Origin of the sequence: Ewingella allii (assembly GCF_044430645.1) — a bacterium.
Taxonomy (GTDB): domain Bacteria; phylum Pseudomonadota; class Gammaproteobacteria; order Enterobacterales; family Enterobacteriaceae; genus Ewingella; species Ewingella allii.
Genome location: NZ_JAWUDN010000004.1, coordinates 131,181 through 154,850, shown reverse-complemented (window position 1 = coordinate 154,850; position 23,670 = coordinate 131,181). Strand labels below are relative to the sequence as shown.

21 protein-coding genes and 1 other annotated feature are annotated in these 23,670 nt (G+C 52.5%); of the genes, 6 read left to right on the top strand and 15 right to left on the bottom strand.

The features are described 5' to 3' along the window. Window positions 1-69 precede the first annotated feature (69 nt). Complete coding sequence (gene ribF, locus SBO83_RS11465) at window positions 70-1,008, bottom strand: bifunctional riboflavin kinase/FAD synthetase (RefSeq protein WP_353500955.1); 939 nt, start codon at window positions 1,006-1,008, stop codon at window positions 70-72. Between the two features lie 509 nt (window positions 1,009-1,517). Here ribF and rpsT point away from each other — a divergent pair. Continuing rightward, window positions 1,518-1,781: a 30S ribosomal protein S20 gene (rpsT, locus tag SBO83_RS11460; protein ID WP_034787052.1), complete on the top strand. Its 264-nt coding sequence runs from the start codon at window positions 1,518-1,520 to the stop codon at window positions 1,779-1,781. Window positions 1,782-1,878: 97 nt separating this feature from the next. On the opposite strand, the gene nhaR is transcribed toward rpsT, so the two are convergent. The 4 genes from nhaR to dnaK all read right to left on the bottom strand — a co-directional run bounded on the left by nhaR (window position 1,879) and on the right by dnaK (window position 7,371). Next, a complete protein-coding gene (gene nhaR / locus SBO83_RS11455; RefSeq protein ID WP_396131598.1) occupies window positions 1,879-2,769 on the bottom strand; it encodes a transcriptional activator NhaR in 891 nt (296 codons plus the stop codon). A gap of 47 nt (window positions 2,770-2,816) precedes the next feature. After that, on the bottom strand, window positions 2,817-3,998 hold the full coding sequence (nhaA, locus tag SBO83_RS11450) for a Na+/H+ antiporter NhaA (protein WP_396131597.1): 1,182 nt from the start codon (window positions 3,996-3,998) through the stop codon (window positions 2,817-2,819). Window positions 3,999-4,223: 225 nt separating this feature from the next. Further along, the gene (gene dnaJ / locus SBO83_RS11445) at window positions 4,224-5,357 is read right to left on the bottom strand and encodes a molecular chaperone DnaJ (RefSeq protein WP_396131596.1); all 1,134 of its coding nucleotides are present in this window, start codon (window positions 5,355-5,357) and stop codon (window positions 4,224-4,226) included. A 112-nt stretch (window positions 5,358-5,469) separates the two neighbouring features. Next, window positions 5,470-7,371 carry a molecular chaperone DnaK gene (gene dnaK / locus SBO83_RS11440; protein ID WP_353500951.1) on the bottom strand — a complete coding sequence of 634 codons (1,902 nt, stop codon included), beginning with the start codon at window positions 7,369-7,371 and terminating at the stop codon, window positions 5,470-5,472. 318 nt (window positions 7,372-7,689) lie between these two features. On the opposite strand from dnaK, the gene satP reads away from it, so the two are divergent. Continuing rightward, entirely contained in the window at window positions 7,690-8,262 is a 573-nt protein-coding gene (satP, locus tag SBO83_RS11435; protein ID WP_396131595.1) for an acetate uptake transporter, read from the top strand. Window positions 8,263-8,335: 73 nt separating this feature from the next. Here satP and SBO83_RS11430 read toward each other — a convergent pair whose 3' ends face one another. From SBO83_RS11430 to tal, 3 genes are all read right to left on the bottom strand, one after another. Then, window positions 8,336-9,652, bottom strand: coding sequence for an MFS transporter (locus SBO83_RS11430; protein ID WP_396131594.1), 1,317 nt, complete (start codon window positions 9,650-9,652; stop codon window positions 8,336-8,338). Window positions 9,653-9,779: 127 nt separating this feature from the next. After that, window positions 9,780-10,367, bottom strand: coding sequence for a molybdopterin adenylyltransferase (mog, locus tag SBO83_RS11425; RefSeq protein ID WP_396131593.1), 588 nt, complete (start codon window positions 10,365-10,367; stop codon window positions 9,780-9,782). Window positions 10,368-10,515: 148 nt separating this feature from the next. After that, a complete protein-coding gene (gene tal / locus SBO83_RS11420; protein WP_396131592.1) occupies window positions 10,516-11,469 on the bottom strand; it encodes a transaldolase in 954 nt (317 codons plus the stop codon). A 282-nt stretch (window positions 11,470-11,751) separates the two neighbouring features. Between tal and SBO83_RS11415 the strand changes: the two genes are divergently transcribed. Together SBO83_RS11415 and yaaA are read left to right on the top strand one after the other, a co-directional pair. Then, window positions 11,752-13,197, top strand: a complete 1,446-nt coding sequence (locus SBO83_RS11415) for an amino acid carrier protein (protein ID WP_396131591.1) — start codon at window positions 11,752-11,754, stop codon at window positions 13,195-13,197. Between the two features lie 137 nt (window positions 13,198-13,334). After that, on the top strand, window positions 13,335-14,108 hold the full coding sequence (gene yaaA / locus SBO83_RS11410) for a peroxide stress protein YaaA (protein WP_396131590.1): 774 nt from the start codon (window positions 13,335-13,337) through the stop codon (window positions 14,106-14,108). A 68-nt stretch (window positions 14,109-14,176) separates the two neighbouring features. Here the strand turns inward: yaaA and thrC are convergent, their stop codons facing one another. The 5 genes from thrC to SBO83_RS11385 form a co-directional block, all read right to left on the bottom strand. Beyond that, complete coding sequence (gene thrC, locus SBO83_RS11405) at window positions 14,177-15,466, bottom strand: threonine synthase (protein ID WP_396131709.1); 1,290 nt, start codon at window positions 15,464-15,466, stop codon at window positions 14,177-14,179. A gap of 3 nt (window positions 15,467-15,469) precedes the next feature. Next, window positions 15,470-16,399, bottom strand: a complete 930-nt coding sequence (gene thrB, locus SBO83_RS11400; protein WP_034787017.1) for a homoserine kinase — start codon at window positions 16,397-16,399, stop codon at window positions 15,470-15,472. Window position 16,400: 1 nt separating this feature from the next. Beyond that, window positions 16,401-18,860 (bottom strand): bifunctional aspartate kinase/homoserine dehydrogenase I, encoded by a 2,460-nt coding sequence (gene thrA, locus SBO83_RS11395; protein WP_396131589.1) that lies wholly within the window; start codon window positions 18,858-18,860, stop codon window positions 16,401-16,403. Window positions 18,861-18,915: 55 nt separating this feature from the next. Beyond that, window positions 18,916-19,033 (bottom strand) — a sequence feature (Thr leader region). Then, window positions 18,972-19,034, bottom strand: a complete 63-nt coding sequence (gene thrL, locus SBO83_RS11390) for a thr operon leader peptide (RefSeq protein WP_229333726.1) — start codon at window positions 19,032-19,034, stop codon at window positions 18,972-18,974. Its footprint overlaps the feature before it by 62 nt. Before the next feature lie 232 nt (window positions 19,035-19,266). After that, entirely contained in the window at window positions 19,267-19,953 is a 687-nt protein-coding gene (locus SBO83_RS11385) for a tRNA/rRNA methyltransferase (RefSeq protein ID WP_396131588.1), read from the bottom strand. Window positions 19,954-20,617: 664 nt separating this feature from the next. Here SBO83_RS11385 and arcA point away from each other — a divergent pair. Continuing rightward, window positions 20,618-21,334 (top strand): two-component system response regulator ArcA, encoded by a 717-nt coding sequence (arcA, locus tag SBO83_RS11380; RefSeq protein WP_034787008.1) that lies wholly within the window; start codon window positions 20,618-20,620, stop codon window positions 21,332-21,334. 89 nt (window positions 21,335-21,423) lie between these two features. On the opposite strand, the gene creA is transcribed toward arcA, so the two are convergent. Further along, complete coding sequence (creA, locus tag SBO83_RS11375; RefSeq protein WP_396131587.1) at window positions 21,424-21,900, bottom strand: protein CreA; 477 nt, start codon at window positions 21,898-21,900, stop codon at window positions 21,424-21,426. A gap of 211 nt (window positions 21,901-22,111) precedes the next feature. On the opposite strand from creA, the gene robA reads away from it, so the two are divergent. After that, on the top strand, window positions 22,112-22,978 hold the full coding sequence (gene robA / locus SBO83_RS11370; RefSeq protein ID WP_353500940.1) for an MDR efflux pump AcrAB transcriptional activator RobA: 867 nt from the start codon (window positions 22,112-22,114) through the stop codon (window positions 22,976-22,978). A gap of 22 nt (window positions 22,979-23,000) precedes the next feature. Here the strand turns inward: robA and gpmB are convergent, their stop codons facing one another. After that, window positions 23,001-23,648 (bottom strand): 2,3-diphosphoglycerate-dependent phosphoglycerate mutase GpmB, encoded by a 648-nt coding sequence (gpmB, locus tag SBO83_RS11365; RefSeq protein WP_396131586.1) that lies wholly within the window; start codon window positions 23,646-23,648, stop codon window positions 23,001-23,003. Window positions 23,649-23,670: the final 22 nt, after the last annotated feature.

The window sequence follows — 23,670 nt, the reverse complement described above, 5'->3', positions numbered from 1 at the left end:
GATTCTCGGTTCCGTTTTTCTGCTGGATGTCAGGCCCATGGCGGCTGCCAGTAAACCTGTCATAAATAATTAGCGTGGTGCTGTCAGCCCAAAGAACTCCCGGGCGGTCACCTCATCGTTCGCAATTTGTTGCTTTAAGGCATCAAGCGACGAAAAACGCTGTTCGTTGCGCAATTTTGCGCGTAGCACCACGTCTATGTGGCGCCCATATAAATTGATATTGGTATCGAGCAGGTGCACTTCAAGCTGCTTGCGCACGCCGCCAACCGTCGGGCGAATACCAATGTTGGCAATGCCAGGAATAGGCTCATCGCCCAGACCCAGCACGTCCACGGCATACACGCCGCGCACCGGAGACACCAGACGCTTCAACGGCACGTTGGCCGTGGGGAAGCCGATGGTGCGGCCTAGTTTGTCGCCATGAACCACGCGCCCGGAGATGCTGAACGGGTGGCCGAGCAGCGTTTCAGCTAATGCTAAGTCGTCATCACGCAGCGCGTCACGAATCGCCGTACTGCTGATGCGACTGCCGCCTTCGCGGAAAGTCTGGGTGCTTATGACCTCAAAACCATACTCAGCGCCGGCTTTCTGTAGCAATTCGAAATCGCCCAGACGACCAGCACCAAATCGAAAATCATCGCCCACGGTCAGGAATTTGACGCCTAGTTTCTCCACCAATAGCTGGGAGATAAATGCCTGAGCAATGTTAGCCGCAAAACGCGGTTCAAAGCGCACACACAGCAAGTAATCAACGCCGCATTCGGCAAGATACTTGGCCTTATCTCGCAAACTGGTCAGTCGAGCAGGCGCTTTATCGCCCGCAAACAGCTCAAGAGGTTGCGGTTCAAAAATCATCACCATTACCGGAACGCCAAGCTTCTGCCCTTCCAGCTTTAGTTGTTCAATCAGTGCTTGATGGCCGCGATGCACGCCATCAAAATTACCAATAGTAAGGACGCAGCCATGATGGCGCGCCCGAATATTGTGTATCCCGCGAATTAGCTCCATAGCTGGCTCAAATCCATAGCTGACTCATAACGGTGGAAATCGGCGGATTATACCTTGTACAGCCTCCAAGGTTAACCAGCGATTCACTGGATCAGCGCAATCTCTTCGCCATACGGCAGATCTGACGGCGCAATTACGGCATCACCGAGGAAAATCTTACTTTCTCTCCTTCAGAGTGCGAGTTGCAGGTGCGATAGCCGTAGCTCGAATTATTTTGGCTATATATGTACGGAAAGCGTGACTTTTCGTAGAAACAAAGCGTTAATGCCCCCCGTTGGCTAAATAACCACTCTCCTGTCGAATTTTCTTGCGAAAGACTGTATTCCAAGGTGGGAAGCTGTTAAAATCCTGCGCCATCACAACGTAACAAGCGCCGATTGTAGTTTGAATCCGATTTGAATATAGAAACGGCGCTTATTTGCACAAATCCATTGACAAAAGAAGACCGAAAAGGCATATTCCTCGGCCTTCGAATTGTCCTCAATAGAAAAATATTTGGGAGTTGGACCTTGGCTAATATCAAATCAGCTAAGAAACGCGCCGTACAGTCAGAGAAACGTCGTAAGCATAACGCGAGCCGTCGTTCTATGGTGCGTACCTTTATCAAGAAGGTATACGCGGCTATTGCAGCAGGCGACAAAGCTGCTGCACAAAATGCATTTAACGAAATGCAACCAATTGTGGACCGTCAGTCTTGCAAAGGCCTGATCCACAAAAACAAAGCAGCGCGTCATAAGTCAAACTTGACTGCGCAAATCAACGCAATGCAATAATCGCATTTCGTTGTCTGCTTGATAAAAAAACCGGCTTCTGCCGGTTTTTTTATATCTGTTTTTTGCGCTTCCCGGCTCATTACTTCGCAAATCCCCCTCAGCCAGTGAACAGCCCTGAGAAGTCAGTGTTACACACCCGCTGTACCGAAGGGTGCTGAATCATCCGCTCTGCGAAAATCACGTAGTACTCTTCCTGTAAGCCCTCTACCCGCCCTACCTCGACAATATCATCCCCGTGAAACACCTCGGTCAGATACACCGACGGCGCGACAAAGATCGCATTGTGATTCCGGGCAAAAGCCTTCATCAGCGCGGCATCGTCAAACTCGCCCAAGATTTTCACCTTCAGCCCCTGAGTGTTAAACCAATTGAGCAGCTTGCGGCCAAGCATTGAGCGCCTGCCGGGGATAAGCAATGGGCGCTTCTCAAGGCACTCGGGGAAAGCCTCACTTTCTGCCGGCTGGCGGCAATAAAAGCTGATAGGGCTTTCCCCCAGCTTGACTGAAAACAGCCCTTCCTGCTGGGTGGAGTCCACCGGGCAATCCGACAGAATGATGTCGAGCTTGTGCTGGCTAAGCTGCTCCAGCAGCATCTCGTGAGTCGATTCGAAGCAGCGCAGATGGATATCTTGGTTATCCACCACGGCGGCATCCAGCACCCGGCTGACCAATCTTTTCGACAACGCATCGGCCACGCCGACATCAAACAGCAGGCTGGACTCTTTGCGATAGTTGACGATATCCAGCATCTCCTGGCTCATGGCAAACATCTTGTCGGCGTAGCGAAAGACCAGCTGCCCCAGCTCAGAAGGCACCAGTCCACGCCCCTGACGCTTAAACAGCTTGCCGCCAAGACGCTCTTCCAATGACTTAATCTGACCGGTGATGGTTTGCGGCGTCAGAAACAATGCCTCTGCCGCCCCCACCATCGATCCGGTTTTGCAAACCTGCCAAAAGTAGTACAGGTGGTTGAAATTGATATGCGACATACCTGCTCCTTCTGGCTATTCGAGGTTCACACAAGGTGAGCATTGGCCTACGCGCCGTGGCGATGGCCTTTCTTCGGCAATAACTTATTCAGTAACAGATAACCTAAAACTGCCGAAACGGTGGAGCCGAGCAAAATACCGATTTTCGAGTAAGTCAGTAGCTCTGGATCGGCTTTGGCAAAGGCCAGCGAGGCGATGAAAATCGACATCGTAAAACCAATACCGCAGAGCACGGATACCCCGGCAATCTGTTTGAAATTAATCCCTTCCGGCAAGCGCGCAATGCCAAGTTTTACCGCAATGCCGCTGAAAATCATGATGCCGATTGGCTTGCCAAGTAACAGACCGGCCGCGATACCCATCGGCAACAGCGAGAAGACACTCTCCGCCGACACGCCCTGCAGCGAGACACCGGCATTAGCAAAGGCAAATATCGGCAGGATAAACCAGGCCACGTAAGGGTGAATGCCATGCTCTAAACGGCGAGCCGGAGAGACTTTCTGTTTTGTCTCCAGCGGAATGAAGAAGCCGAGGATCACGCCCGCCAGAGTGGCATGGATACCCGATTTCAGCACGCAGACCCACAGCACCGCGCCCACCAACAGATACGGCGTGAGTTTGCCGACGCCGCGCCAGTTCAGCCATGCCAGTACGGCAATGGACAACGCCGCCAGCCCTAACGCCATGCCCGAGATATCGTGGCTGTAGAACAGCGCGATAATCACGATAGCGCCAAGGTCATCAATAATAGCGAGCGCCAGCAAGAACACCTTTAGCCCGGTCGGCACGCGCGAACCCAGCAGCGCCATTACGCCGAGTGCGAAAGCGATATCAGTCGCCGCCGGAATAGCCCAGCCTTGGCGCGCGACCTCATCCGCTCCGTTAAACATCAGGTAAATCACCGCCGGGGCAACCATACCGCCCACTGCAGCAATGGCCGGGAACAGCGCCTGCTCGCGATTTGCCAGATTGCCTTCGCGCAGTTCGCGCTTAACCTCAAGGCCAATCATCAGAAAGAACACCGCCATCAGGCCGTCGTTTATCCACAGCAGCAGCGGTTTATCAATTAATAGGTCAGCAAAGCGCAGCGTGACGGGAATGTCGAGAAAGGCTTGGTAAAGCCCCTGCATTGGCGTGTTGGCCATAACCAGTGCAATGATTGCGGCGACAATCAATACAATGCCGCCCGCGGCTTCCATACGTAAAAACTGACGAATAATATTCGACACTTTCAGACTCCTGTTAAATGCGTTAACGCAGCCATTTCCTGCGCAGTTGCGGCAAATTATAGCCAATAGCAAAGCTCGGAAAAAATCGATTATTGCTGCTTCATAGCTCGGTTTTATCGAATTATATGCCAAGACGCACTATAGCTTCGCCATAAAAAAATCCCCGCCGCCTGAACAGGCTGACGGGGATTGAAAGCGTTAACTAACTTCTTGAGTCTGAAGGGATTAACGCGTCAGATCATCAAAGAACTTTTTCACGCCATCTAAGAAGCTTTTAGAGCGCGGGCTGTTTTTCTCGCCCGATGCGCCACCGAAGCTCTCTTCCAGATCGCGCAGCAACTGCTTCTGTTTATCGTTCAGGCTAACCGGAGTCTCAACGACGACGCGGCACAGCAGGTCGCCCTGAGCCCCACCGCGAACGGATTTCACACCGCGACCGCGCATGCGGAACAGCTTGCCGGTCTGAGTCTCTGCTGGCACTTTCAGCTTCACGCGGCCATCGAGGGTTGGCACTTCAATCTCGCCGCCCAGAGCCGCCATCGCGAAGTTGATTGGCACTTCGCAGTACAGGTTATTGCCTTCGCGCTCAAAGATTTTGTGCGCTTTGACTTGAACCTGAACGTACAGGTCGCCCGCCGGAGCACCGTGCTCGCCCGCTTCGCCTTCGCCTTCCAGACGAATACGGTCGCCAGTGTCCACACCCGCAGGGATTTTCACTGACAGGGTTTTCGAGCGTTCTACGCGACCATGGCCGTGACACTTGTTGCACGGATCTTTAATGATTTTGCCGCGGCCCTGACAAGTAGGACAAGCCTGCTGCACAGTAAAGAAGCCCTGACGCATCTGCACTTGACCGGCACCGTGACAGGTCGGACAGGTTACCGGAGAGCTTCCGGCTTTCGCGCCGCTGCCGTGGCAAACGTCACACTCGGCCAGTGTCGGAATGCGGATCTCTTTGGTGACACCACGAACGGCCTCTTCCAAAGTCAGATCCATGTTGTAACGCAGATCTGAACCTCGGCTGGCACGCTGACGGCGTCCACCACCGAAGATGTCGCCAAAGACGTCACCAAAGATGTCGCTAAAGTCTGCACCGCCGCCACCGTAGCCGCCGCCACCGCCCATTCCGCCTTGTTCGAAGGCAGCATGACCATATTGGTCGTAAGCAGCACGTTTCTGTGCGTCAGTCAGAATTTCGTAAGCTTCTTTGATTTCTTTAAATTTGGTTTCGGATTCTTTATCACCCTGATTTCTATCAGGATGGTGCTTCATCGCTAGCCGCTTATAGGCTTTTTTGATTTCGCGCTCGTCGGCCGTTTTGGAAACGCCCAACAGCTCGTAATAATCTTGCTTCGCCATGCTTTTTCCTGCCCTCAACATGCGTGCACGGGCGCAGAGTTTCCTCGACGCCCGTGCTGGTTTTCAATAAAAGGTCTTATTAAGAACTCTTACTGTGCCCGCTTAAGGGCGATTATTTCTTGTCTTTAACTTCTTCGAATTCAGCGTCAACAACGTCGTCATCTTTCTTCGCGCTGTCGTCGCCGCCTTCGGCCTGGCCTTGTGGCTGTGCCATCTCTGCTAACTTGCCAGAAACCTGCACCAGCGCCTGCAGCTTAGCTTCGATATCCGCTTTATCTTCGCCTTTAGCAGAAACTTCCAGTGCTTTCAGGGCTTCTTCAATTGCGGTTTTATCTTCAGCTGGCAGCTTGTCGCCAGACTCTTCCAGTTGCTTACGCGTACCGTGGATCAGGTGATCCGCTTGGTTACGGGTCTGGACCAGTTCTTCAAACTTACGGTCAGACTCGGCGTTAGCTTCGGCATCGTTCACCATTTTCTGGATTTCTTCTTCGCTCAGACCAGAAGAAGCCTTGATGGTGATTTTCTGCTCGCGACCGGTATTTTTGTCTTTAGCAGAAACGTGCAAGATACCATCAGCATCCAGGTCGAAGGTGACTTCGATCTGCGCCATACCGCGTGGTGCAGCTTGGATGCCGTCCAGGTTGAACTGACCCAGAGACTTGTTATCGCTAGAACGTTTACGCTCACCCTGCACCACGTGGATGGTTACTGCAGACTGGTTGTCTTCCGCAGTAGAGAACACCTGGCTGTGCTTAGTTGGGATGGTGGTGTTCTTGGTGATCAGTGGAGTCATCACGCCGCCCATGGTTTCGATACCCAGAGACAGTGGAGTCACGTCCAGCAACAGAACGTCTTTAACATCACCAGACAACACGCCGCCCTGAACTGCAGCACCGATAGCTACAGCTTCATCCGGGTTAACGTCTTTACGTGGTTCTTTACCGAAGAAGTCTGCGACTTTCTTCTGAACCATTGGCATACGGGTCTGACCGCCTACCAAGATAACGTCTTGAATGTCAGAAACTGACAGGCCAGCGTCTTTCAGAGCTACTTTCAGTGGCTCGATAGAACGACCTACCAAGTCTTCAACCAGTGATTCCAGTTTTGCACGGGTCACTTTGATGTTCATGTGTTTTGGACCTGTCGCATCAGCAGTGATGTACGGCAGGTTAACATCAGTCTGTTGTGCAGAAGAAAGTTCGATTTTCGCTTTCTCAGCCGCTTCTTTCAGACGTTGCATAGCCAGCGGATCGTTACGCAGGTCCATGCCTTGCTCTTTCTTGAACTCTTCAACCAGATAGTTGATCAGACGGCTATCGAAGTCTTCACCACCCAGGTGGGTATCACCGTTGGTTGCCAGAACTTCGAAGGTTTTCTCGCCATCAACTTCATCGATTTCGATGATTGAAATATCGAAAGTACCACCACCCAAGTCGTATACCGCGATGGTGCGGTTGCCGACTTCACGATCCAGACCGTATGCCAGAGCAGCAGCGGTTGGTTCGTTGATGATACGTTTTACTTCCAGACCTGCGATACGGCCGGCGTCTTTGGTTGCCTGACGCTGAGCATCGTTGAAGTAAGCAGGTACAGTGATAACCGCTTCAGTTACTGGTTCGCCCAGATAATCTTCAGCCGTTTTCTTCATTTTCTTCAACACTTCTGCAGAAATCTGCGGAGGTGCGATTTTTTGGCCTTTAACGTCGATCCATGCGTCGCCGTTATCTGCGCCAACGATCTGGTAAGGCATGATGCCTTTGTCACGCTGTACTTCTTCGTCCTGGAAGCGACGGCCAATCAGGCGCTTAATCGCAAACAGGGTGTTTTGCGGGTTAGTGACAGCCTGACGCTTAGCTGGTGAGCCCACCAGAGTTTCGCCATCTGCTGCATAAGCGATGATGGAAGGAGTGGTGCGATCACCCTCTGCGTTCTCCAGCACACGTGCAGTTGTGCCATCCATAATAGCCACACAAGAGTTGGTGGTACCCAGGTCGATCCCAATAATTTTACCCATCTAAAACGTCTCCACTAAAAATTCATATTCGGTCAGGTTGTTACTGTATATGTGGACGAATTGTTTAATTTCAACTGCCCAATATTGCCTTTTACTGGCGGTAACAACTGCGGTTGAGAATAAGATGGGGCCATGCGAGCCAGCATCAAGGGGTCCAATGAAAAAAAATCTTCAACTGCGGTTACGCCAGATCAATGTTTGCTCGCTGACACCTCCTTATGATGCCGCGCGCTGGTGACGATATGTGGCCTTTTTGCCCCTTTCACAAGTGAATCTAGCCCGGTTATTTATTCGCGACATTTATAGTCCAGAGGAATTATGCAAAGCAAAACGATGGCTAACCCCTGCCCCTTGGGTCTGATGGGTTTTGGCATGACAACTATCTTGTTGAATTTACACAATGCCGGTTTCTTCCCACTGACTGCCGTTATCGTCAGCATGGGGATTTTCTATGGTGGCTTGATTCAGATATTCGCTGGCATCATGGAGTTTAAAAAGGGCAATACCTTTGGCACCACGGCCTTCACCTCTTATGGCGCATTCTGGCTGAGCTTGGTCGGCATTCTGATGCTGCCGCGCATGGGCGTGGCAGATGCCAGTAGCGAAAGCTTCTTAGGGGTTTATCTTGGTCTGTGGGGCGTCTTCACCCTTTTCATGTTTTTCGGCACCTTGAAAGCAAACCGCGGATTACAGGTGGTTTTTGGCAGCCTGACGGTACTGTTCGCCTTGCTGGCCGTGGGCAATATCACCGGTAACGCGGACGTGCTGCATATCGCCGGATTCGAAGGGATCTTCTGCGGCGCGAGCGCCATTTATTTGGCGATAGCCGAAGTGCTGAACGAGCAGTATGGCCGAACCGTGCTGCCGATTGGCGAGATGCAAAAAGCCTGATGGGGCTTGCTTCAAAAGATAAAAGCCCCGGCATCTTCGTCGGGGCTTTTTGCTTTCACGCTACCTGCTTCGATTAACGGCCTGAGGCTGCCTGCCGAGTAAACTCACTCTTCTCATCGCTATTCAAATCACGCGTCAGGTAGAAACCAATCAGCACCCCAACCACCGCCATGGCGAGAATATAATAGGCCGGTGCCATCGGCGTAACGTGCGTAATAAAGGAGATGAAGATTGGCGTGAGCCCGCCAAAAATGGCGTAAGAGACGTTATAAGAGAAAGAGATGCCGGTGAAACGCACCTCCGCCGGGAAGGCGCGAACCATGACATAAGGCACCGTCCCCACCAGCCCGACGCTAAAGCCCGCCAGCGCATACATCACCATAAGTTTTGATGGGTCAGTGGCAACCACGTGGTAGAAGGCCCAAGTACAAACGCCCAAGAACAGGCTGCCGAAGATAAACATCCTGCTGGCGCCGATGCGGTCGATAATCCAGCCCGCCACGATGCAGCCGAAGGTCAGAGCAATGGTCGCCATGCTGTTAGCCTGCAAAGCCTGAGCCGCCGGGATAGCAAACTGCTTTTGCAAATAGGTTGGCGTCATCAGAATAACCACCACCAGACAGGCCGACAGCAGCCAGGTCAAGAGCATTGAAATCACAATTTCTTTTTTGTGATTGACCACCACTGACTTCAGCGGCAGCACTTCCGCCAAGGCTTTCTTGGCTTTCATCTCAAGGAAAATCGGCGTCTCTTGTAACCAGCGGCGCAGGTACATGGCAATCAGGCCGAAAATCCCGCCGATGAAGAAAGGAATGCGCCAGCCGTAGTCACGCACGGCTTCTGCTGACAGCGTGCTGTGCAGCACGGTCGCCACCAGCGAGCCGAGCAGGATACCGACGGTCAGGCCCGCCGTCAGCGTACCGCAGGCAAAACCGATGTGCCTGCGCGGCACGTGTTCGGCCACAAACACCCAGGCTCCCGGCACTTCCCCGCCTACCGCCGCGCCTTGCAACAGGCGCATCAGCAGCAGTAACAGAGGTGCGGCAATACCAATGGAGGAATAGGTTGGCAGCAGGCCCATCGCCAGCGTCGGTAGCGCCATCAAGAGAATACTGAAGCTAAACATTCGCTTACGGCCAATCAGATCGCCAAAGTGCGCCATAATGACGCCACCCAGCGGGCGCGCCAGATAGCCAGCGGCGAAAATCCCGAAGGTTTGCACCTGCCGAACCCAATCAGGCATATCCGCCGGAAAGAACAGATCGCCGATAACCGCAGCAAAGAAAACAAAAATGATGAAGTCGTAGAACTCGAGGGCGCCGCCTAGTGCAGCAAGGGACAGTGTCTTGAAATCTTGCCGGTTAAGCCGACGATTATTAGCCTGTTGCATAAGATACCGTATAGCACAAAGTGGAAGGTGTAAAAAACGAGCCGCTACCTGTAAAGGAATGATTACTATAACGGCAAACGTTTTGCGCACCAGATGGGCTGAATCATATGTCAGAAAAAGTCTAACTTTAGTTTTTTGTATCGCGGCGGGCACTTTTGGGACGAAAAGCTGCTACCACGTCCTCGTGTGTTTCAATATACGGGCCGTCGAGCAGTTGAATGCAGTAAGGCACGCTGGCAAAAATGCCGGAAACAATCACCTTACCCGACTCATCTTTCAGGCCTTCAAGCGTTTCCTGAATCGACTTTGGCTGGCCCGGCAGATTCAAAATCAGCGCCTGTTTGCGGATAACCCCAACCTGACGAGAAAGGATAGCTGTGGGCACAAAGTGCAGGCTGATTTGACGCATCTGTTCGCCAAAGCCTGGCATTTCGCGGTCGGCAACGGCCAGGGTGGCATCCGGCGTGACGTCGCGACGTGCGGGGCCTGTACCGCCGGTGGTCAGCACCAAATGGCAGCCACTTTCATCCACCAATTCGCTAATCGCCTGCTCAATCAGCGGCTGCTCGTCGGGGATCAATCTCTTCTCCAACTTGAAGGGCGTGATCAGCGCCTTTTCCAGCCAGGCTTCTAATGCCGGAATGCCTTTATCCTGATAAATGCCGTTTGAAGCGCGGTCCGAAACCGACACCAAACCAATTCGTAAGTTATCCATGCTTTTCTTCTCCCCAAGCATTTGTTCGGCAACCCAGCCGTTAATGGGATAAAGGATAAGTATATCGGTAAGTCGGGGCGAGATTTTTTTCTTCAGACATTAAAAAAGGCGACTCATTGAGTCGCCTTTCTGATACCGAGTGCCGTGATTACAGCAGGTCAGCGATCATTTTTTCCAGTTTACCCTGGTCGATAGCAAACTTACGGATACCATCCGCCAGTTTGTCGATAGCCATTGGGTCTTGGCTGTGATCCCAGTAGAACTGAGCTTCAGTCAATGGCTCTGGACGTGCTTTGGTTTCGCCAGTGTAGGACAGTTTACGCTCCAACGGACCTTCGCTTTCTGCCAGTTCTTTCAACAGAGCAGGTGCGATAGTCAGACGGTCACAACCAGCCAGCTCGATGATTTCGCCGATGTTACGGAAGCTTGCGCCCATAACCACAGTCTCGTAGCCGTGCTGTTTGTAGTATTCGTAGATTTCAGTCACAGAGACAACGCCTGGATCTTCGTGCGGCGCGAACTCTTTTTTGTCGCCGTTAGCTTTGTACCAGTCGAGGATACGGCCAACGAATGGAGAAATCAGGTAAACGCCAGCTTCAGCACAAGCACGAGCCTGAGCGAAGGAGAACAGCAGAGTCAGGTTACAGTTGATGCCTTCTTTTTCCAGACGCTCAGCGGCACGGATACCCTGCCAGGTTGAAGCCAGTTTGATCAGGATACGGTCGTTGCTGATGCCAGCATCGTTATAAAGTTTGATCAGACGGTGGGCTTTAGCCACGCTCGCTTCAGTGTCATAGGACAGACGCGCGTCGACTTCGGTAGAAATGCGGCCTGGGACCAGTTTTAGGATCTCCAGACCGATGTTTACCGCCAGTTTGTCAGCCGCGTCAGTAACCTGCTGGTCACGATCGCTGCTTTGATCTTTAGCCCATGCAATGGCTTCGTCGATCAATTTACGGTATTCAGGAATTTGTGCAGCGTTGAGGATCAGAGACGGGTTGGTCGTAGCATCTTGCGGCTGGTACAGTTTCATTGCCGCAATATCCCCGGTGTCTGCAACAACTTTAGTGAGTTGGCGTAGGGAAGTCAGTTTATCGGTCATTTGGCATATCTCATCGTTTGTACATTTTCGTTGAGGCATTTTCATGCCTTGCCTTTGCCTGATGATAACATGCAAAAAGCCACGCGCAAGGCAGATATGGCGGTGCGATAGGCATGACAAAAATGGGTTTATCGTCTGCAGAATCTTAATTTTTCAGTCAAAATGACAGTGTCACCATGTGGGTAAAAAGGCTATGTTAACCAGCACTCTATACAAAATGGCTAAAATACAACCACCCATGCAGGGGTCAACTATCAATACCTTGATCAACAAAGGCGCCCAATGAGCGAAATGCTGAATTTTTTCGATAACATTCTTTGGGGCTCAATCCTGATTTACCTGCTGCTGGGGACGGGCATTTACTTTAGCCTGCGCACGCGTTTTATTCAGTTCCGCCTCTTTGGCCATATTTTCTCCTCACATCTGCATAAAAACGGCGCCAACCCGCGCGGTATTTCAACCTTTCAGGCCCTGTGTATCAGCCTGGCTGCCCGTATTGGTACAGGCAACGTGGCGGGCGTGGCCTTGGCTATTGCCGCAGGCGGGCCGGGAGCCATCTTCTGGATGTGGGTCGTTGCCTTCATTAGCATGGTGACCGCACTGTTCGAAAACACCTTGGCACAGCTGTTTAAGGGGCGTGATTTAAAAGGTAATTATCGCGGCGGTCCGGCGGATTACATGGAGAAAGGCCTCGGCATGCGCTGGATGGGCGTGCTGTTTTCCATCATGCTGGTGCTCTCTTTTGGTTTAATTTTCAATGCGCTACAGGCCAATGCGATTGCTCAGGTGGCCGCCCTCTCCTTTGACAGTAATCCTCATTACGTCGCCGCAGGTCTGGTGTTACTGACCGCCGTCACTCTGTTTGGCGGCCTAAAACGCTTCTCTAAACTGTCGCAATGGATGGTGCCTGTCATGGCGGTGGGCTATCTGCTGATGGCTACCTGGGTGATTGGGCATAATGTTGAACGCCTGCCGCAAGTCTTTGTTCTGATAGTTAAAAGCGCCTTTGGCTTGCAGGAAGTCGCCGCCGGCGCGGTCGGTTTTGCTATTACACAGGCGCTGACCCAAGGGGTGCAGCGCGGTCTGTTCTCTAACGAGGCGGGCATGGGCTCTTCCCCCAACGCCGCTGCCCTTGCCGCCCCCGAGCCCGCTCATCCGGCGGCGGTGGGCTTCTCGCAAATGCTCGGCGTATTTATCGATACCATCGTGATTTGCAGCGCCACGGCGTTGATTATCCTCAGCTCAGGCCTGTTAGATGCCCCTGACCAGCAGCTCAAGGGCATCGCGCTGATTCAGCAGGCCGTCTCAGCCGCGACCGGCAATGAGCTGGGCCATTATCTGGTGGCGACCTTTGTGTTTATTTTCGCCTTCTCCTCTATCTCCGCCAACTATGTTTATGCTGAGAACAATTTGGTATTCCTGCGCAGTGGCGAGAAAGCCAAACTCTACGTTTTCCGCCTGCTAGTTCTGGGCATGGTGGCTTTCGGCTGTCTGGCAAAACTGCCAACAGTGTGGAAAATGGCGGATATCAGCATGGCACTCATGACTATCATCAACCTCACCGCGCTGATGCTGCTTTCGGGTATTGCGCTGAAAGTCATCAAGGACTACGAGCGCCAGCGCCGCATGGGGCGAACGCCGGTGTTCAACCCCGACCACTTCCCGGAATTCCGCGAACAGCTCACTCCCGAGGTGTGGCAGAAAACCCCACCTCAGGCGAAACATTAAGTTTTTCCTATTGCAGCAATTTCCGTTCTGCCCGGCCTTTGCGCCATTTTTATGGCCGGCTCAGGGCAGATTTTTGCTAAAATAGAGCCGAAACCAAGATCTCACGATGAACCGATAGCCGACCAACGGATGCGACTATGCTGACCATTATTTCTCCTGCTAAAACGCTCGACTACGAAAGCCCGCTCGCCACAAAACGCTTTACCCAACCTGAATTACTGGATAAGTCGAGCCAGCTAATCAGCATTGCCCGCAAACTGACGCCAGCCCAGATCTCCAGCCTGATGGGCATCAGCGACAAGCTGGCGCTGCTCAATGCCGAACGCTTTAACGATTGGCAGCCGGATTTCAGCCCGGACAACGCGCGTCAGGCAATCTTGGCGTTTAAAGGTGATGTGTATACCGGCTTGCAGGCGGAAGATTTCAGCGAGAAAGATTTCGAGTTCGCCCAAGACCATCTGCGCATGCTCTCTGGTCTGTACGGCCTGCTGCGCCCGCTGGATTTGATGATGCCGTATCGCCTTGAAATGGGGATCCGCCTGGAAAACCCGCAGGGGTCGAATCTGTATACTTTCTGGGGCGATTTATTGACGGAGAAGCTCAATAAATTACTGGCTGAACAAGGCGATAAGGTCTTGATTAACCTGGCATCTGATGAGTATTTCAAAGCCGTGAAACCGGCCAAGCTTGATGGTGAAATCATCAAGCCGGTGTTCCTCGACCAGAAAAAGGGGAATTACAAGGTCATCAGCTTCTACGCTAAAAAGGCCCGTGGCCTGATGAGTCGTTTCATCATCAAAGAGCGTCTGAGCAAGGTCAGCCAGCTGCGAGATTTCAATCTGGAAGGCTATGAGTATGACCCAGCCCGCTCAGAAGGTAATGAGCTGGTGTTCATCCGTCCAGAGCAGTAAGCCGCGCTTCAAACCATAAAAAAAGCCCTCGCAAGAGGGCTTTTTAGTCTCTGAAAGTCAGCAGATCGTTACTTTGGCAGCGCCATCAGGAAACGACGCATTTCGCTGAAATCAGCCGGCAAGTCGTGCGACAGCAGCGGAAGATCCGCGCGCTCCGCCAGCTCTTTCGGCAAATCAATGTCCTGACCCAGAATCGCCTCCACGCTCTCCTTGAACTTGGCCGGATGCGCGGTGCCGATGAACAGGCCGAATTCGCCCGGTTGAAGTTGGTCGCGCAGCACGCGGTAGGCAATAGCGGCGTGAGGTTCAGAGATGTAGCCAATGTCCGCCAGCTCGCGCATCGCGTCTTCAGTGGTGTCATCGCTCACCGCGCCGAAGCCCAGGTCTTTCAGCTTCCAAATTTTGCGGCGGTACAGCTCTTCCACGCGCGGCCAGTTGTTTGGCTGGCTGACGTCCATCGCGTTGGATAATGTCGCCACCGTAGTTTTCGGCGCCCATTCGCCATTGGCGAGAAAGCGCGGCACGGTGTCATTGGCGTTGGTTGCTGCGATAAAGCGTTTGACCGGCAGCCCCAGTGATTTCGCCAGCAGACCAGCCGTCAGATCACCAAAGTTGCCGCTCGGCACGGAGATAACCAGCTGGTTGCGCGCTTCCTGTGGTAGTTGCGCCACGGCCTCAAAGTAGTAGCAGATTTGCGCCAGCAAGCGACTGATGTTAATCGAGTTTGCTGAGTTCAGTTTCAGCTCATGCTTCAGCTCTTCATCATCAAATGCTTGCTTCACCAGTGCCTGACACTGGTCAAAGTCGCCGTCGATCGCCACGGTGTGAATGTTGTCGCCCAGCGTACAGAACAGCTTTTCCTGCAACGGGCTGATTTTGCCTTTCGGATAGAGGATCACTACGCGAACGTTTTTCCTGCCGTGGAAGGCGTGAGCAACGGCCGCGCCGGTGTCACCCGAAGTCGCAGTCAGAATGGTCACCGGCTGGTCGCCAGAAACCTGTGTCAGCACCTGCGCCATAAAGCGGCCGCCGAAGTCTTTGAAGGCCAGAGTTGGGCCGTGGAACAGCTCCAGACAGGCAATATCGTCGGACACTTTGGCAACCGGCGCTGGGAAAGCAAAAGCACTTTTTACGCGCTGGTAGAGCTGGTCTTCTGGAATTTCATCACCAATGAACGCAGACAGAATGCGGCTGCTGCGGGTAACAAAGTCTTGATCCAGCAGGCCGTCGATGTCACTCAGCGCAAACTCAGGCAACTCGAGAGGAAAGAACAGGCCCTGCTGCTTTCCTAAACCTTGCTTAACGGCCTGAGCAAAGCTGACCTGCTCATTGTGGTCCTTCAGGTTGTACAGTTTCATCATTTATCCCAATAGTCTCGCGCCTGCGGTATCCAGACGACAAATATGAACAAAGCCTTCATCATTTTGCAGATAGTGATTCTGCAACCAGTCCGCCATACGTTTGGCGGTTGCGCTGTCGTTGCACACGGCAAACAGCGTCGGGCCGGAGCCTGAAATACCACAAGCCAGAGCGCCAATTTCTTCAGCGGCGGTGCGCGCCTCGGCAAAACCTGGAAGCAGGCGCGTGCGATAAGGCTCGGCAATTACGTCTTTCATTAATTTAGCAGCCAGTGCCGGTTGTTGCGTATGGCAGGCGTGAATGAAGCCAGCAAGATAGCGACCGTGGCTGATGCAGTCCTGACGGCGGTACTGGGCCGGTAGAATCGCGCGCGCTTCGGCGGTCGACACTTTGATGCCCGGATACGCCATCACCCACAGCCAATCATCAAAGCTCGGCACGTTTTGGCTGATCACACCCAGCTCTTCCAGCATCAGCTGGATGCCGCCGAGATAGCATGGCGCGACGTTGTCGAAGTGCACGCTGCCGGAGATGCGCCCTTCCAGCTCGCCCATCAGGGAAAGCATGGTATTTTCATCCAGCGGCTTGCCGCAGAACTCGTTCATCGCCACCAGCCCGGCAACCACCGAGCAGGCGCTAGAACCTAAGCCAGAGCCAATCGGCATGTTCTTTTCCAGCGTCATGGCGACCGGGATCTCTTTGCCGATTTCCTGACAGAAACGCTGCCAGCACTGGAAGACAATATTGTCTTCCATGCGATCCGGTAACTTGGAGACGAAGCGACCTTCGCTTTTCAAACTGAACTCTGTCGCTGCCTCTACGCTCACGCAGTCGCCGAGCAGCGTGCCGTCAACCGGAGAAACAGCGGCGCCCAGCACGTCAAAACCTACGCTGACATTGCCAATTGAGGCAGGGGCATACACCTTAACCATATTAAACTCCTAACTTCCATGACAGCGTTCGCAAAAGATCGGCAAAAACGCCGGCGGCAGTAACGTCATTGCCCGCGCCATAACCGCGTAAAACTAGTGGCAGAGGCTGATAATAACGGCTGTAGAACGCCAGAGCATTCTCGCCATTTTTTACTTTATACAGAGGATCGTTACCATCGACGGCCTCGATCTTCACCGTGCAGCGCCCCTCCTCGATAGCACCAACGTAGCGCAAAACCTTATCCTGTGCCGTGGCATCGGCCACGCGCTGGGCGAAATCAGCGTCCACCGTCGGCAGACGGCTCACAAAGTCGGTCACGCTGCCTTCAGAGTCGAAGGATAACGGCAGAACGGATTCAACTTCAATATCAGAGAGTTCCAGTTTGTAACCGGCTTCACGGGCCAGAATCAACAGCTTGCGAGCTACGTCCATTCCCGACAGGTCATCACGCGGGTCTGGCTCGGTATAGCCCATATCACGCGCCTGCAGCGTGGCCTCGGACAGCGACATCCCCTCATCCAGCTTGCCGAAAATGTAGGACAGCGAGCCAGAAAGAATGCCGGAGAAGCGCACCAGCTCGTCACCCGCGTTGAGCAGGTTTTGCAGATTTTCAATCACCGGCAGGCCCGCGCCGACGTTAGTGTCGTAAAGGAATTTGCGGCGTGAATGCTCAGCAGCTTTACGCAACTGATAGTAATAGTTCATCGATGAGGTATTGGCTTTCTTGTTTGGCGTCACGACGTGGAAGCCGTCAGCCAGGAAATCCGCATATTGATCAGCCACTTCTTGGCTGGAGGTACAGTCAACAATCACCGGGTTAAGCAAGTGATACTCTTTAACTAAACGAATCAGGCGGCCAAGGTTGAACGGCTCTTTCGCCGCGCCCAGCTCGTCACTCCAGTTGTCCAAAGAGATGCCGTGAATGTTGGTCAGCATAGCGCGAGAGTTGGCGATGCCGCACACCCGCAGGTCAATATGCTTGGCCTTAAGCCACGCCTGCTGGCGGCGAACCTGCTCGATAAGCGCCCCACCGACGCCGCCAACGCCAATCAGGAATACTTCGATAACCTGATCGGTGTTGAACAGCATCTGATGGCTGACGCGAACGCCAGTGGTGGCGTCGTCATTGTTCACCACGACTGAGATTGAGCGCTCGGAGGAGCCTTGGGCGATAGCCACGATATTGATGTTGGCGCGGGCCAGCGCGGAGAAGAACTTGGCCGAGATGCCGCGGAGCGTGCGCATGCCGTCGCCGACGACGGAGATAACCGCCAGCTTCTCCATCACGTCTAGCGGCTCGAGCAGGCCATCTTTCAGCTCCAGATAGAATTCGTCTTCCAGTGCGCGACGCGCGCGCTCCAGTTCTCCCTGAGGCACGCAGAAGCTGATGCTGTATTCCGAGGAGGACTGGGTGATCAGCACCACCGAAATGCCCGAGCGTGACATCACCGCGAACACTCGCGCCGCCATGCCGACCATGCCTTTCATGCCCGGCCCGGAGACATTGATCATCGCCATGTTATTCAGGTTGGTGATGCCTTTGACCGGCGTGTTGTCATCAAGGCTTTCGCTGCCAATCAGGGTGCCCGGCGCCTGCGGGTTGGTGGTGTTTTTAATCAGGCATGGGATTTGGAATTGGGCGATGGGCAGGATGGTGCGAGGGTGAAGGACTTTGGCGCCGAAGTAAGAAAGCTCCATAGCCTCTTGATAGGACATCGATTTTAACAAGCGAGCATCGGGCACGGTGCGCGGGTCGCAGGTGTAGACGCCATCGACATCAGTCCAGATTTCACAACAGTCGGCGCGCAGACAGGCCGCCAATACCGCCGCCGAGTAGTCGGAGCCATTACGGCCCAGCACCACCAGCTCGCCTCTGTCATTACCGGCAGTGAAGCCCGCCATCAGCACGATATTATCAGCAGGAATACCGCTGGCAGCGATGCGCAGAGTCGATTCGTTGATATCAACGGTGGATTCCAGATAGCTACCCTGAGCCAGCAATTTTTCCACTGGGTTGATCACAGTGACGCCATAGCCTTTGGCGACGAATACGGCTTCCATGATGGCGATAGAGAGCTTTTCACCGCGGCAGATGATGGACGCGTTGACGCTATCAGGACACTGTCCTAACAGACTGATTCCATGCAGTAATTGCTTAAGCTGGCCGAACTCTTGCTCGATGAAAGTTTTCACTTTCGGCAGATCGAAGCCCGGTACTTTCTCAGCAAGGCCGGTGATTAATTCGGAGAAAATGCGTTCTGCATCGCTCATGATTGGCTGGATCTCTTGCCCAGCAACCGTTCGCTCAATCATCGCGACGAGGTGGTTGGTAATTTTGGCCGGCGCAGAAAGTACCGTGGCAACCTGTCCCTGACGTGCATTGCTTTCCATGATGTCCGCGACGCGTAAGAAGCGTTCCGCGTTTGCTACTGAAGTCCCGCCAAATTTCAACACTCGCATTTCTGGTACTCTCCTGAAGCTCATTCGTAGATGACGATTCGTTAAAAAAGTCGCTAAAAAAAAAGCCCGCACTGTTTAGGTGCGGGCTTTTTTCTGTTTTTCCTGTACGCGTCAGCCCGCCCCGTAACCAGTGGTTTCGGTGGTGGTAATAATTGTTGTGTTCAGGCTGATCATTCGCATTTTTATTTTCTGTCTGTCTGTTTATATGTTGTGTTTTTTACTCTGTCTGCCCCTATTAGCTAAAGCATCAGGCACAACAAGTCAATTTTTTTCTGATTTTGCGCCAAGCGTCACAATGAAATACAAACAGATTATTCTCTGCCAAAACGGCCTAAATCAGTGAAAAAGAGAGGTCGTGAGGCACAGGCCCGAGCATTTCCCCATACAAACCACGCTGCGCCTCAGATCACTTCGTCAGCTTTTTTTCGATGTCATGCAGCAAAGTGTGCAACATTGCAGCATCTCTTTGTTGTAAAAGTCCTACGCGCTGCTGCACCCAATCCGACAATTTTTGGTCGTCGCTGGCTTCTACCGCGTCCAATAAACGGTTAATTCTTGAGCGCAACGCACCCAACTGTCCGGCATCGGGTTGAATCGCCACGGGTGCCGAAATTTGGTTTAGCGCTGACAGCTGATAGCAGAACACCATTACGGCCTGGCCAAGATTCAGCGAAGGGTAATCCGCCACCATCGGCACGCCGGTGAGAATATCGGCCAGATCCAGCTCTTCATTGGTCAACCCGCAATCTTCCCGCCCAAAAACCAGCGCGGCGTTGTTTATCCACCCACGCTTCTCCTCTAACTGGCCGAGCAGCTCCACAGGCGTGCTGTAGTAGTGGAAACGGGCGCGGCTGCGCGCGGTGGTCGCCACGGTGAAATCGATATCGGCCAGCGCCGCCTCTAGCGTCTCGAAATGTTGCGCATTATGCAGAATCTCATTGGACGCGTGCGCCACCCACCCCGCCTCGGGTTGCAGATGAGCCTGACTGTCGACAATACGCAATGACGCGAACCCCATGGTTTTCATTGCTCGTGCCGCTGCGCCGACATTTTCAGGCCGCGCCGGGGAAACCAAAATAATATGAAGTTGCATCAGTCCTCTGAATGTTCGTATTGGAATATCTGCGGTCGATCTTAAGTGAGCTTTTAATTGAGTAAAAGTGACTTCTCAAAATGCTCAACTTTTCACATAAACTTAACAGTCAAATATGGGCTAATAACTAAATGCCGTAAAATCTGCCATTAGCCAGAAAATAGAAATGAACCACTACTACATGACTTATAAAATTAAATAAGCCTTACTAATCATATTGATATATTGAATGATTAGAATCAATTCTCTCAATATAGTGGGCGGAAATTATAACCTGCTGAATCGTGACCAATTTTGCGCAAAATGTGACTTAACCGTGCATTCCTATAAGTGTTTTTCACTAAAGTGTTACCGTGCTACAATTGAATTTGATATATGTCAACAAAGCGTAGTTTTGTTGGGTGGTAATGTCGGCACTCGCTGTTATATTGCTGTTAATAGGGTTAGGATAAGCGCCATTCCAGCACCCAATAGGAAGTCACAAAGTGGGCTTCGCGACAGAGCTGGCGACGACATTGGTGTTGATGTAAAGCGCATCAGAAACGCATTTACGTACTTTAGTCATGTAACGAGTGAGATAGCGCATTCGCTGTCAAAATTCATCGGAATAACAAGGACTTCTGTACTCCTATTTTCAATTTGTTGGCAATCTTAGGTAGCAAACATGCAGACTCCTCATATCCTGATCGTCGAAGACGAGTTAGTGACCCGTAATACGCTAAAAAGTATTTTTGAAGCAGAAGGCTACATGGTGCATGAAGCCAATGATGGTGCAGAAATGCACAACATCTTGTCAGAACATGACATCAATCTGGTCATCATGGACATCAACCTGCCAGGTAAAAATGGCTTGCTGCTGGCCCGTGAACTGCGCGAACAAGCCAGCGTTGCCCTGATGTTCCTGACCGGCCGCGACAATGAAGTCGACAAGATCCTCGGTCTGGAAATCGGTGCTGATGATTACATCACCAAACCTTTTAACCCGCGTGAACTGACTATCCGTGCACGCAATCTGCTCTCCCGTACCATGAATCTGAGCACCACCGGTGAAGAACGCCGTCTGGTAGAAAGCTACAAATTCAACGGTTGGGAACTGGACATCAACAGCCGTTCGCTGGTGAGCCCGGCTGGCGAGCAATACAAGCTGCCGCGCAGTGAATTCCGCGCGATGCTGCATTTCTGTGAGAATCCGGGCAAAATTCAAACCCGTGGCGACTTGCTGAAGAAAATGACGGGCCGTGAGCTTAAGCCTCATGACCGTACCGTTGACGTCACTATCCGTCGCATTCGTAAACACTTCGAAGCCACGCCGGATACCCCAGAAATCATCGCCACCATTCATGGTGAAGGCTATCGTTTCTGTGGTGATTTAGAAGACTAAGCGGCAGGTTGCCAACCCTGTTGTCAGTCATCGTCAATGAAAAAGGCCAGCATATGCTGGCCTTTTCTTTTGGTATCAACCCGAGGCTGTTAGCGAGCACCCCAAGGGATGATTGGCACCGCGCTAAGGGCATTTTTTGGCGAACCGTCGACCACTTTGTCGGAATAACTCAGGTAAATAAGCGCATTGCGGGTAGCATCATAAAAACGTACCACCTGCAGCTTTTTGAATATCAGCGAGGTGCGTTTCTGGAACACCACCGTCCCCTTATCTTTACCCTGCTTAATCTTATCGCTGAGTTCGATTGGCCCAACCTGCTGGCAAGAGATTGCCGCGTCAGAGGTGTCTTCGGCCAGCCCTAAGCCGCCTTTTATCCCGCCCGTTTTGGCCCGACTGATATAACAGGTTACATTTTTAATATCAGGATCATCAAAGGCTTCAACCACAATTTTGTGGTCTGGACCTAGGAATTTGAACACGGTATCTACCGAGCCCACCTGCTCCGCATACGCCGAATTGGAACAAATCAAGAACAGTCCAAAAACAAAAATACAACACTTTTTCATTAGGTTACTCCGCAGCACGCTGCTAATGGTGAGATCAAGCAAAGACGATATTAAACAAAGCCCTTGCTCACAATTTGTAGTAGGAATATTCGGTTAGCTGAGAAAAAAGCACGTTTAGCTAAAAAAATCTTAAGAAGTCTTAAGCAGAAAAAGTTGCTATTATGCGGCGTCAACATTCTGTGCATTTATCTTAGTTCAACGAGGACGATCTATGGATCAAGCAGGAATCATTCGTGATCTTCTCAGCTGGTTAGAAACCCATTTAGACCAGCCGTTATCACTCGACAACGTCGCAGCCAAAGCCGGATATTCGAAATGGCACCTGCAACGTATGTTTAAGGATGTCACGAGTAACGCAATTGGTGCTTACATTCGTGCTCGTCGCCTGTCAAAAGCTGCCGTCGCTCTGCGATTGACCAGCCGACCAATTTTGGATATTGCCCTGCAATACCGTTTTGATTCTCAGCAGACGTTTACTCGCGCATTCAAAAAACAGTTCGCACAGACGCCCGCGCTATACCGTCGTTCAGAAGATTGGCACTCCTTCGGGATCTGCCCGCCGATTCGCCTTGGCGCCTTCATTTTGCCACAGCCAGAGTTCGTCTCGCTGCCGGAGCAAAATCTGATCGGCATTACGCAGAGCTACTCCTGTACGCTGGAACAGATCACCACTTACCGTAATGAAATGCGCCTGCATTTCTGGCGTCAGTACATTGGTGAAGCTAAAACCTTGCCGCCAGTACTCTACGGTTTGCACCACTCTCGCCCGAGTCAGGAGAAAGATGACGAGCAGGAAGTGTTGTACACCACGGCCATCGAACCGAAGCATCTGCCAGAGAATGTGGAAGGTCAACCGATTGTCGTGCAGGAAGGTGAATACGCGATGTTCCACTACAAAGGTTCACCGGAACTGCTGCAGGAATTCATCCTGACGCTGTACGGAACCTGTCTGCCGTCGCTGAAAATGACGCGCAGAAAGGGACAAGACATTGAGCGATTCTATACCAAACATAAAGTGCCGAGCGCCACGCCGCCGACCGAAATAGAATGCGATTATCTTATCCCTATTCGCCGTTAATTCTGCTGTAAAGCTGCCGCGTTTAGCGCTGCAGCTCATCTAATGCGGGCTGATCCAGATGCGAAATATCGCCCGCCGTCTCCACAATCCAGCCAGACGCCAGCCACGCACTTTCCTGATGATCCACACGCGAAATGGAACAGTTGCGCAGGCGCAGGCGGCGCTCGGCATAAGGCTCAAGCCCTAAAATCGTGCTAATAAGGCAACCCAGCGCAATGCCGTGGCTCACCAGCAGCGGTTTACTGCCCGCCGGTAAATCAAGGCAGCTGTCGAGTGCAGAGCGCATACGCTCGGCCAACTCAATCATGCTCTCGCCCTGTGGAATGCGGCCATCCGGCGTGCCGTCGACCATCTGCTTACGCCAGGTTTCTTCGTCCGCACTCAGGCCATCCAAATTACGGGTTTCCAGCACGCCCATGTGCAGCTCGCGCAGGCGCGGCTCCACGGTGACGGCGCAACCACAGGCGTCAGCGATGATTTGCGCCGTGGCGCGAGTACGCCCCAGATCGCTGGTGATGACGTGCGTGATGCCTTCGCGGCGCACGCGCTCGGCTACCTGCTGTGCCTGAAAAATGCCCTTTTGGGTCAACGGACTGTCTGACTGTCCCTGAATCTTGCGTGCTGCATTCCATTCGGTTTCGCCATGACGGACGAGATATACCTGTAACATGAGTGTTTTCCGTTATACTGCG

What these genes read in the sequence shown, in the direction of transcription:
- ribF (WP_353500955.1), bottom strand. Translation starts at nt 1,008, where the DNA reads ATGGAGCTAATTCGCGGGATACACAATATTCGGGCGCGCCATCATGGC.
- nhaR (WP_396131598.1), bottom strand. Translation starts at nt 2,769, where the DNA reads ATGTCGCATATCAATTTCAACCACCTGTACTACTTTTGGCAGGTTTGC.
- dnaJ (WP_396131596.1), bottom strand. Translation starts at nt 5,357, where the DNA reads ATGGCGAAGCAAGATTATTACGAGCTGTTGGGCGTTTCCAAAACGGCC.
- dnaK (WP_353500951.1), bottom strand. Translation starts at nt 7,371, where the DNA reads ATGGGTAAAATTATTGGGATCGACCTGGGTACCACCAACTCTTGTGTG.
- satP (WP_396131595.1), top strand. Translation starts at nt 7,690, where the DNA reads ATGCAAAGCAAAACGATGGCTAACCCCTGCCCCTTGGGTCTGATGGGT.
- SBO83_RS11430 (WP_396131594.1), bottom strand. Translation starts at nt 9,652, where the DNA reads ATGCAACAGGCTAATAATCGTCGGCTTAACCGGCAAGATTTCAAGACA.
- mog (WP_396131593.1), bottom strand. Translation starts at nt 10,367, where the DNA reads ATGGATAACTTACGAATTGGTTTGGTGTCGGTTTCGGACCGCGCTTCA.
- tal (WP_396131592.1), bottom strand. Translation starts at nt 11,469, where the DNA reads ATGACCGATAAACTGACTTCCCTACGCCAACTCACTAAAGTTGTTGCA.
- SBO83_RS11415 (WP_396131591.1), top strand. Translation starts at nt 11,752, where the DNA reads ATGAGCGAAATGCTGAATTTTTTCGATAACATTCTTTGGGGCTCAATC.
- yaaA (WP_396131590.1), top strand. Translation starts at nt 13,335, where the DNA reads ATGCTGACCATTATTTCTCCTGCTAAAACGCTCGACTACGAAAGCCCG.
- thrC (WP_396131709.1), bottom strand. Translation starts at nt 15,466, where the DNA reads ATGAAACTGTACAACCTGAAGGACCACAATGAGCAGGTCAGCTTTGCT.
- thrB (WP_034787017.1), bottom strand. Translation starts at nt 16,399, where the DNA reads ATGGTTAAGGTGTATGCCCCTGCCTCAATTGGCAATGTCAGCGTAGGT.
- thrA (WP_396131589.1), bottom strand. Translation starts at nt 18,860, where the DNA reads ATGCGAGTGTTGAAATTTGGCGGGACTTCAGTAGCAAACGCGGAACGC.
- SBO83_RS11385 (WP_396131588.1), bottom strand. Translation starts at nt 19,953, where the DNA reads ATGCAACTTCATATTATTTTGGTTTCCCCGGCGCGGCCTGAAAATGTC.
- arcA (WP_034787008.1), top strand. Translation starts at nt 20,618, where the DNA reads ATGCAGACTCCTCATATCCTGATCGTCGAAGACGAGTTAGTGACCCGT.
- creA (WP_396131587.1), bottom strand. Translation starts at nt 21,900, where the DNA reads ATGAAAAAGTGTTGTATTTTTGTTTTTGGACTGTTCTTGATTTGTTCC.
- robA (WP_353500940.1), top strand. Translation starts at nt 22,112, where the DNA reads ATGGATCAAGCAGGAATCATTCGTGATCTTCTCAGCTGGTTAGAAACC.
- gpmB (WP_396131586.1), bottom strand. Translation starts at nt 23,648, where the DNA reads ATGTTACAGGTATATCTCGTCCGTCATGGCGAAACCGAATGGAATGCA.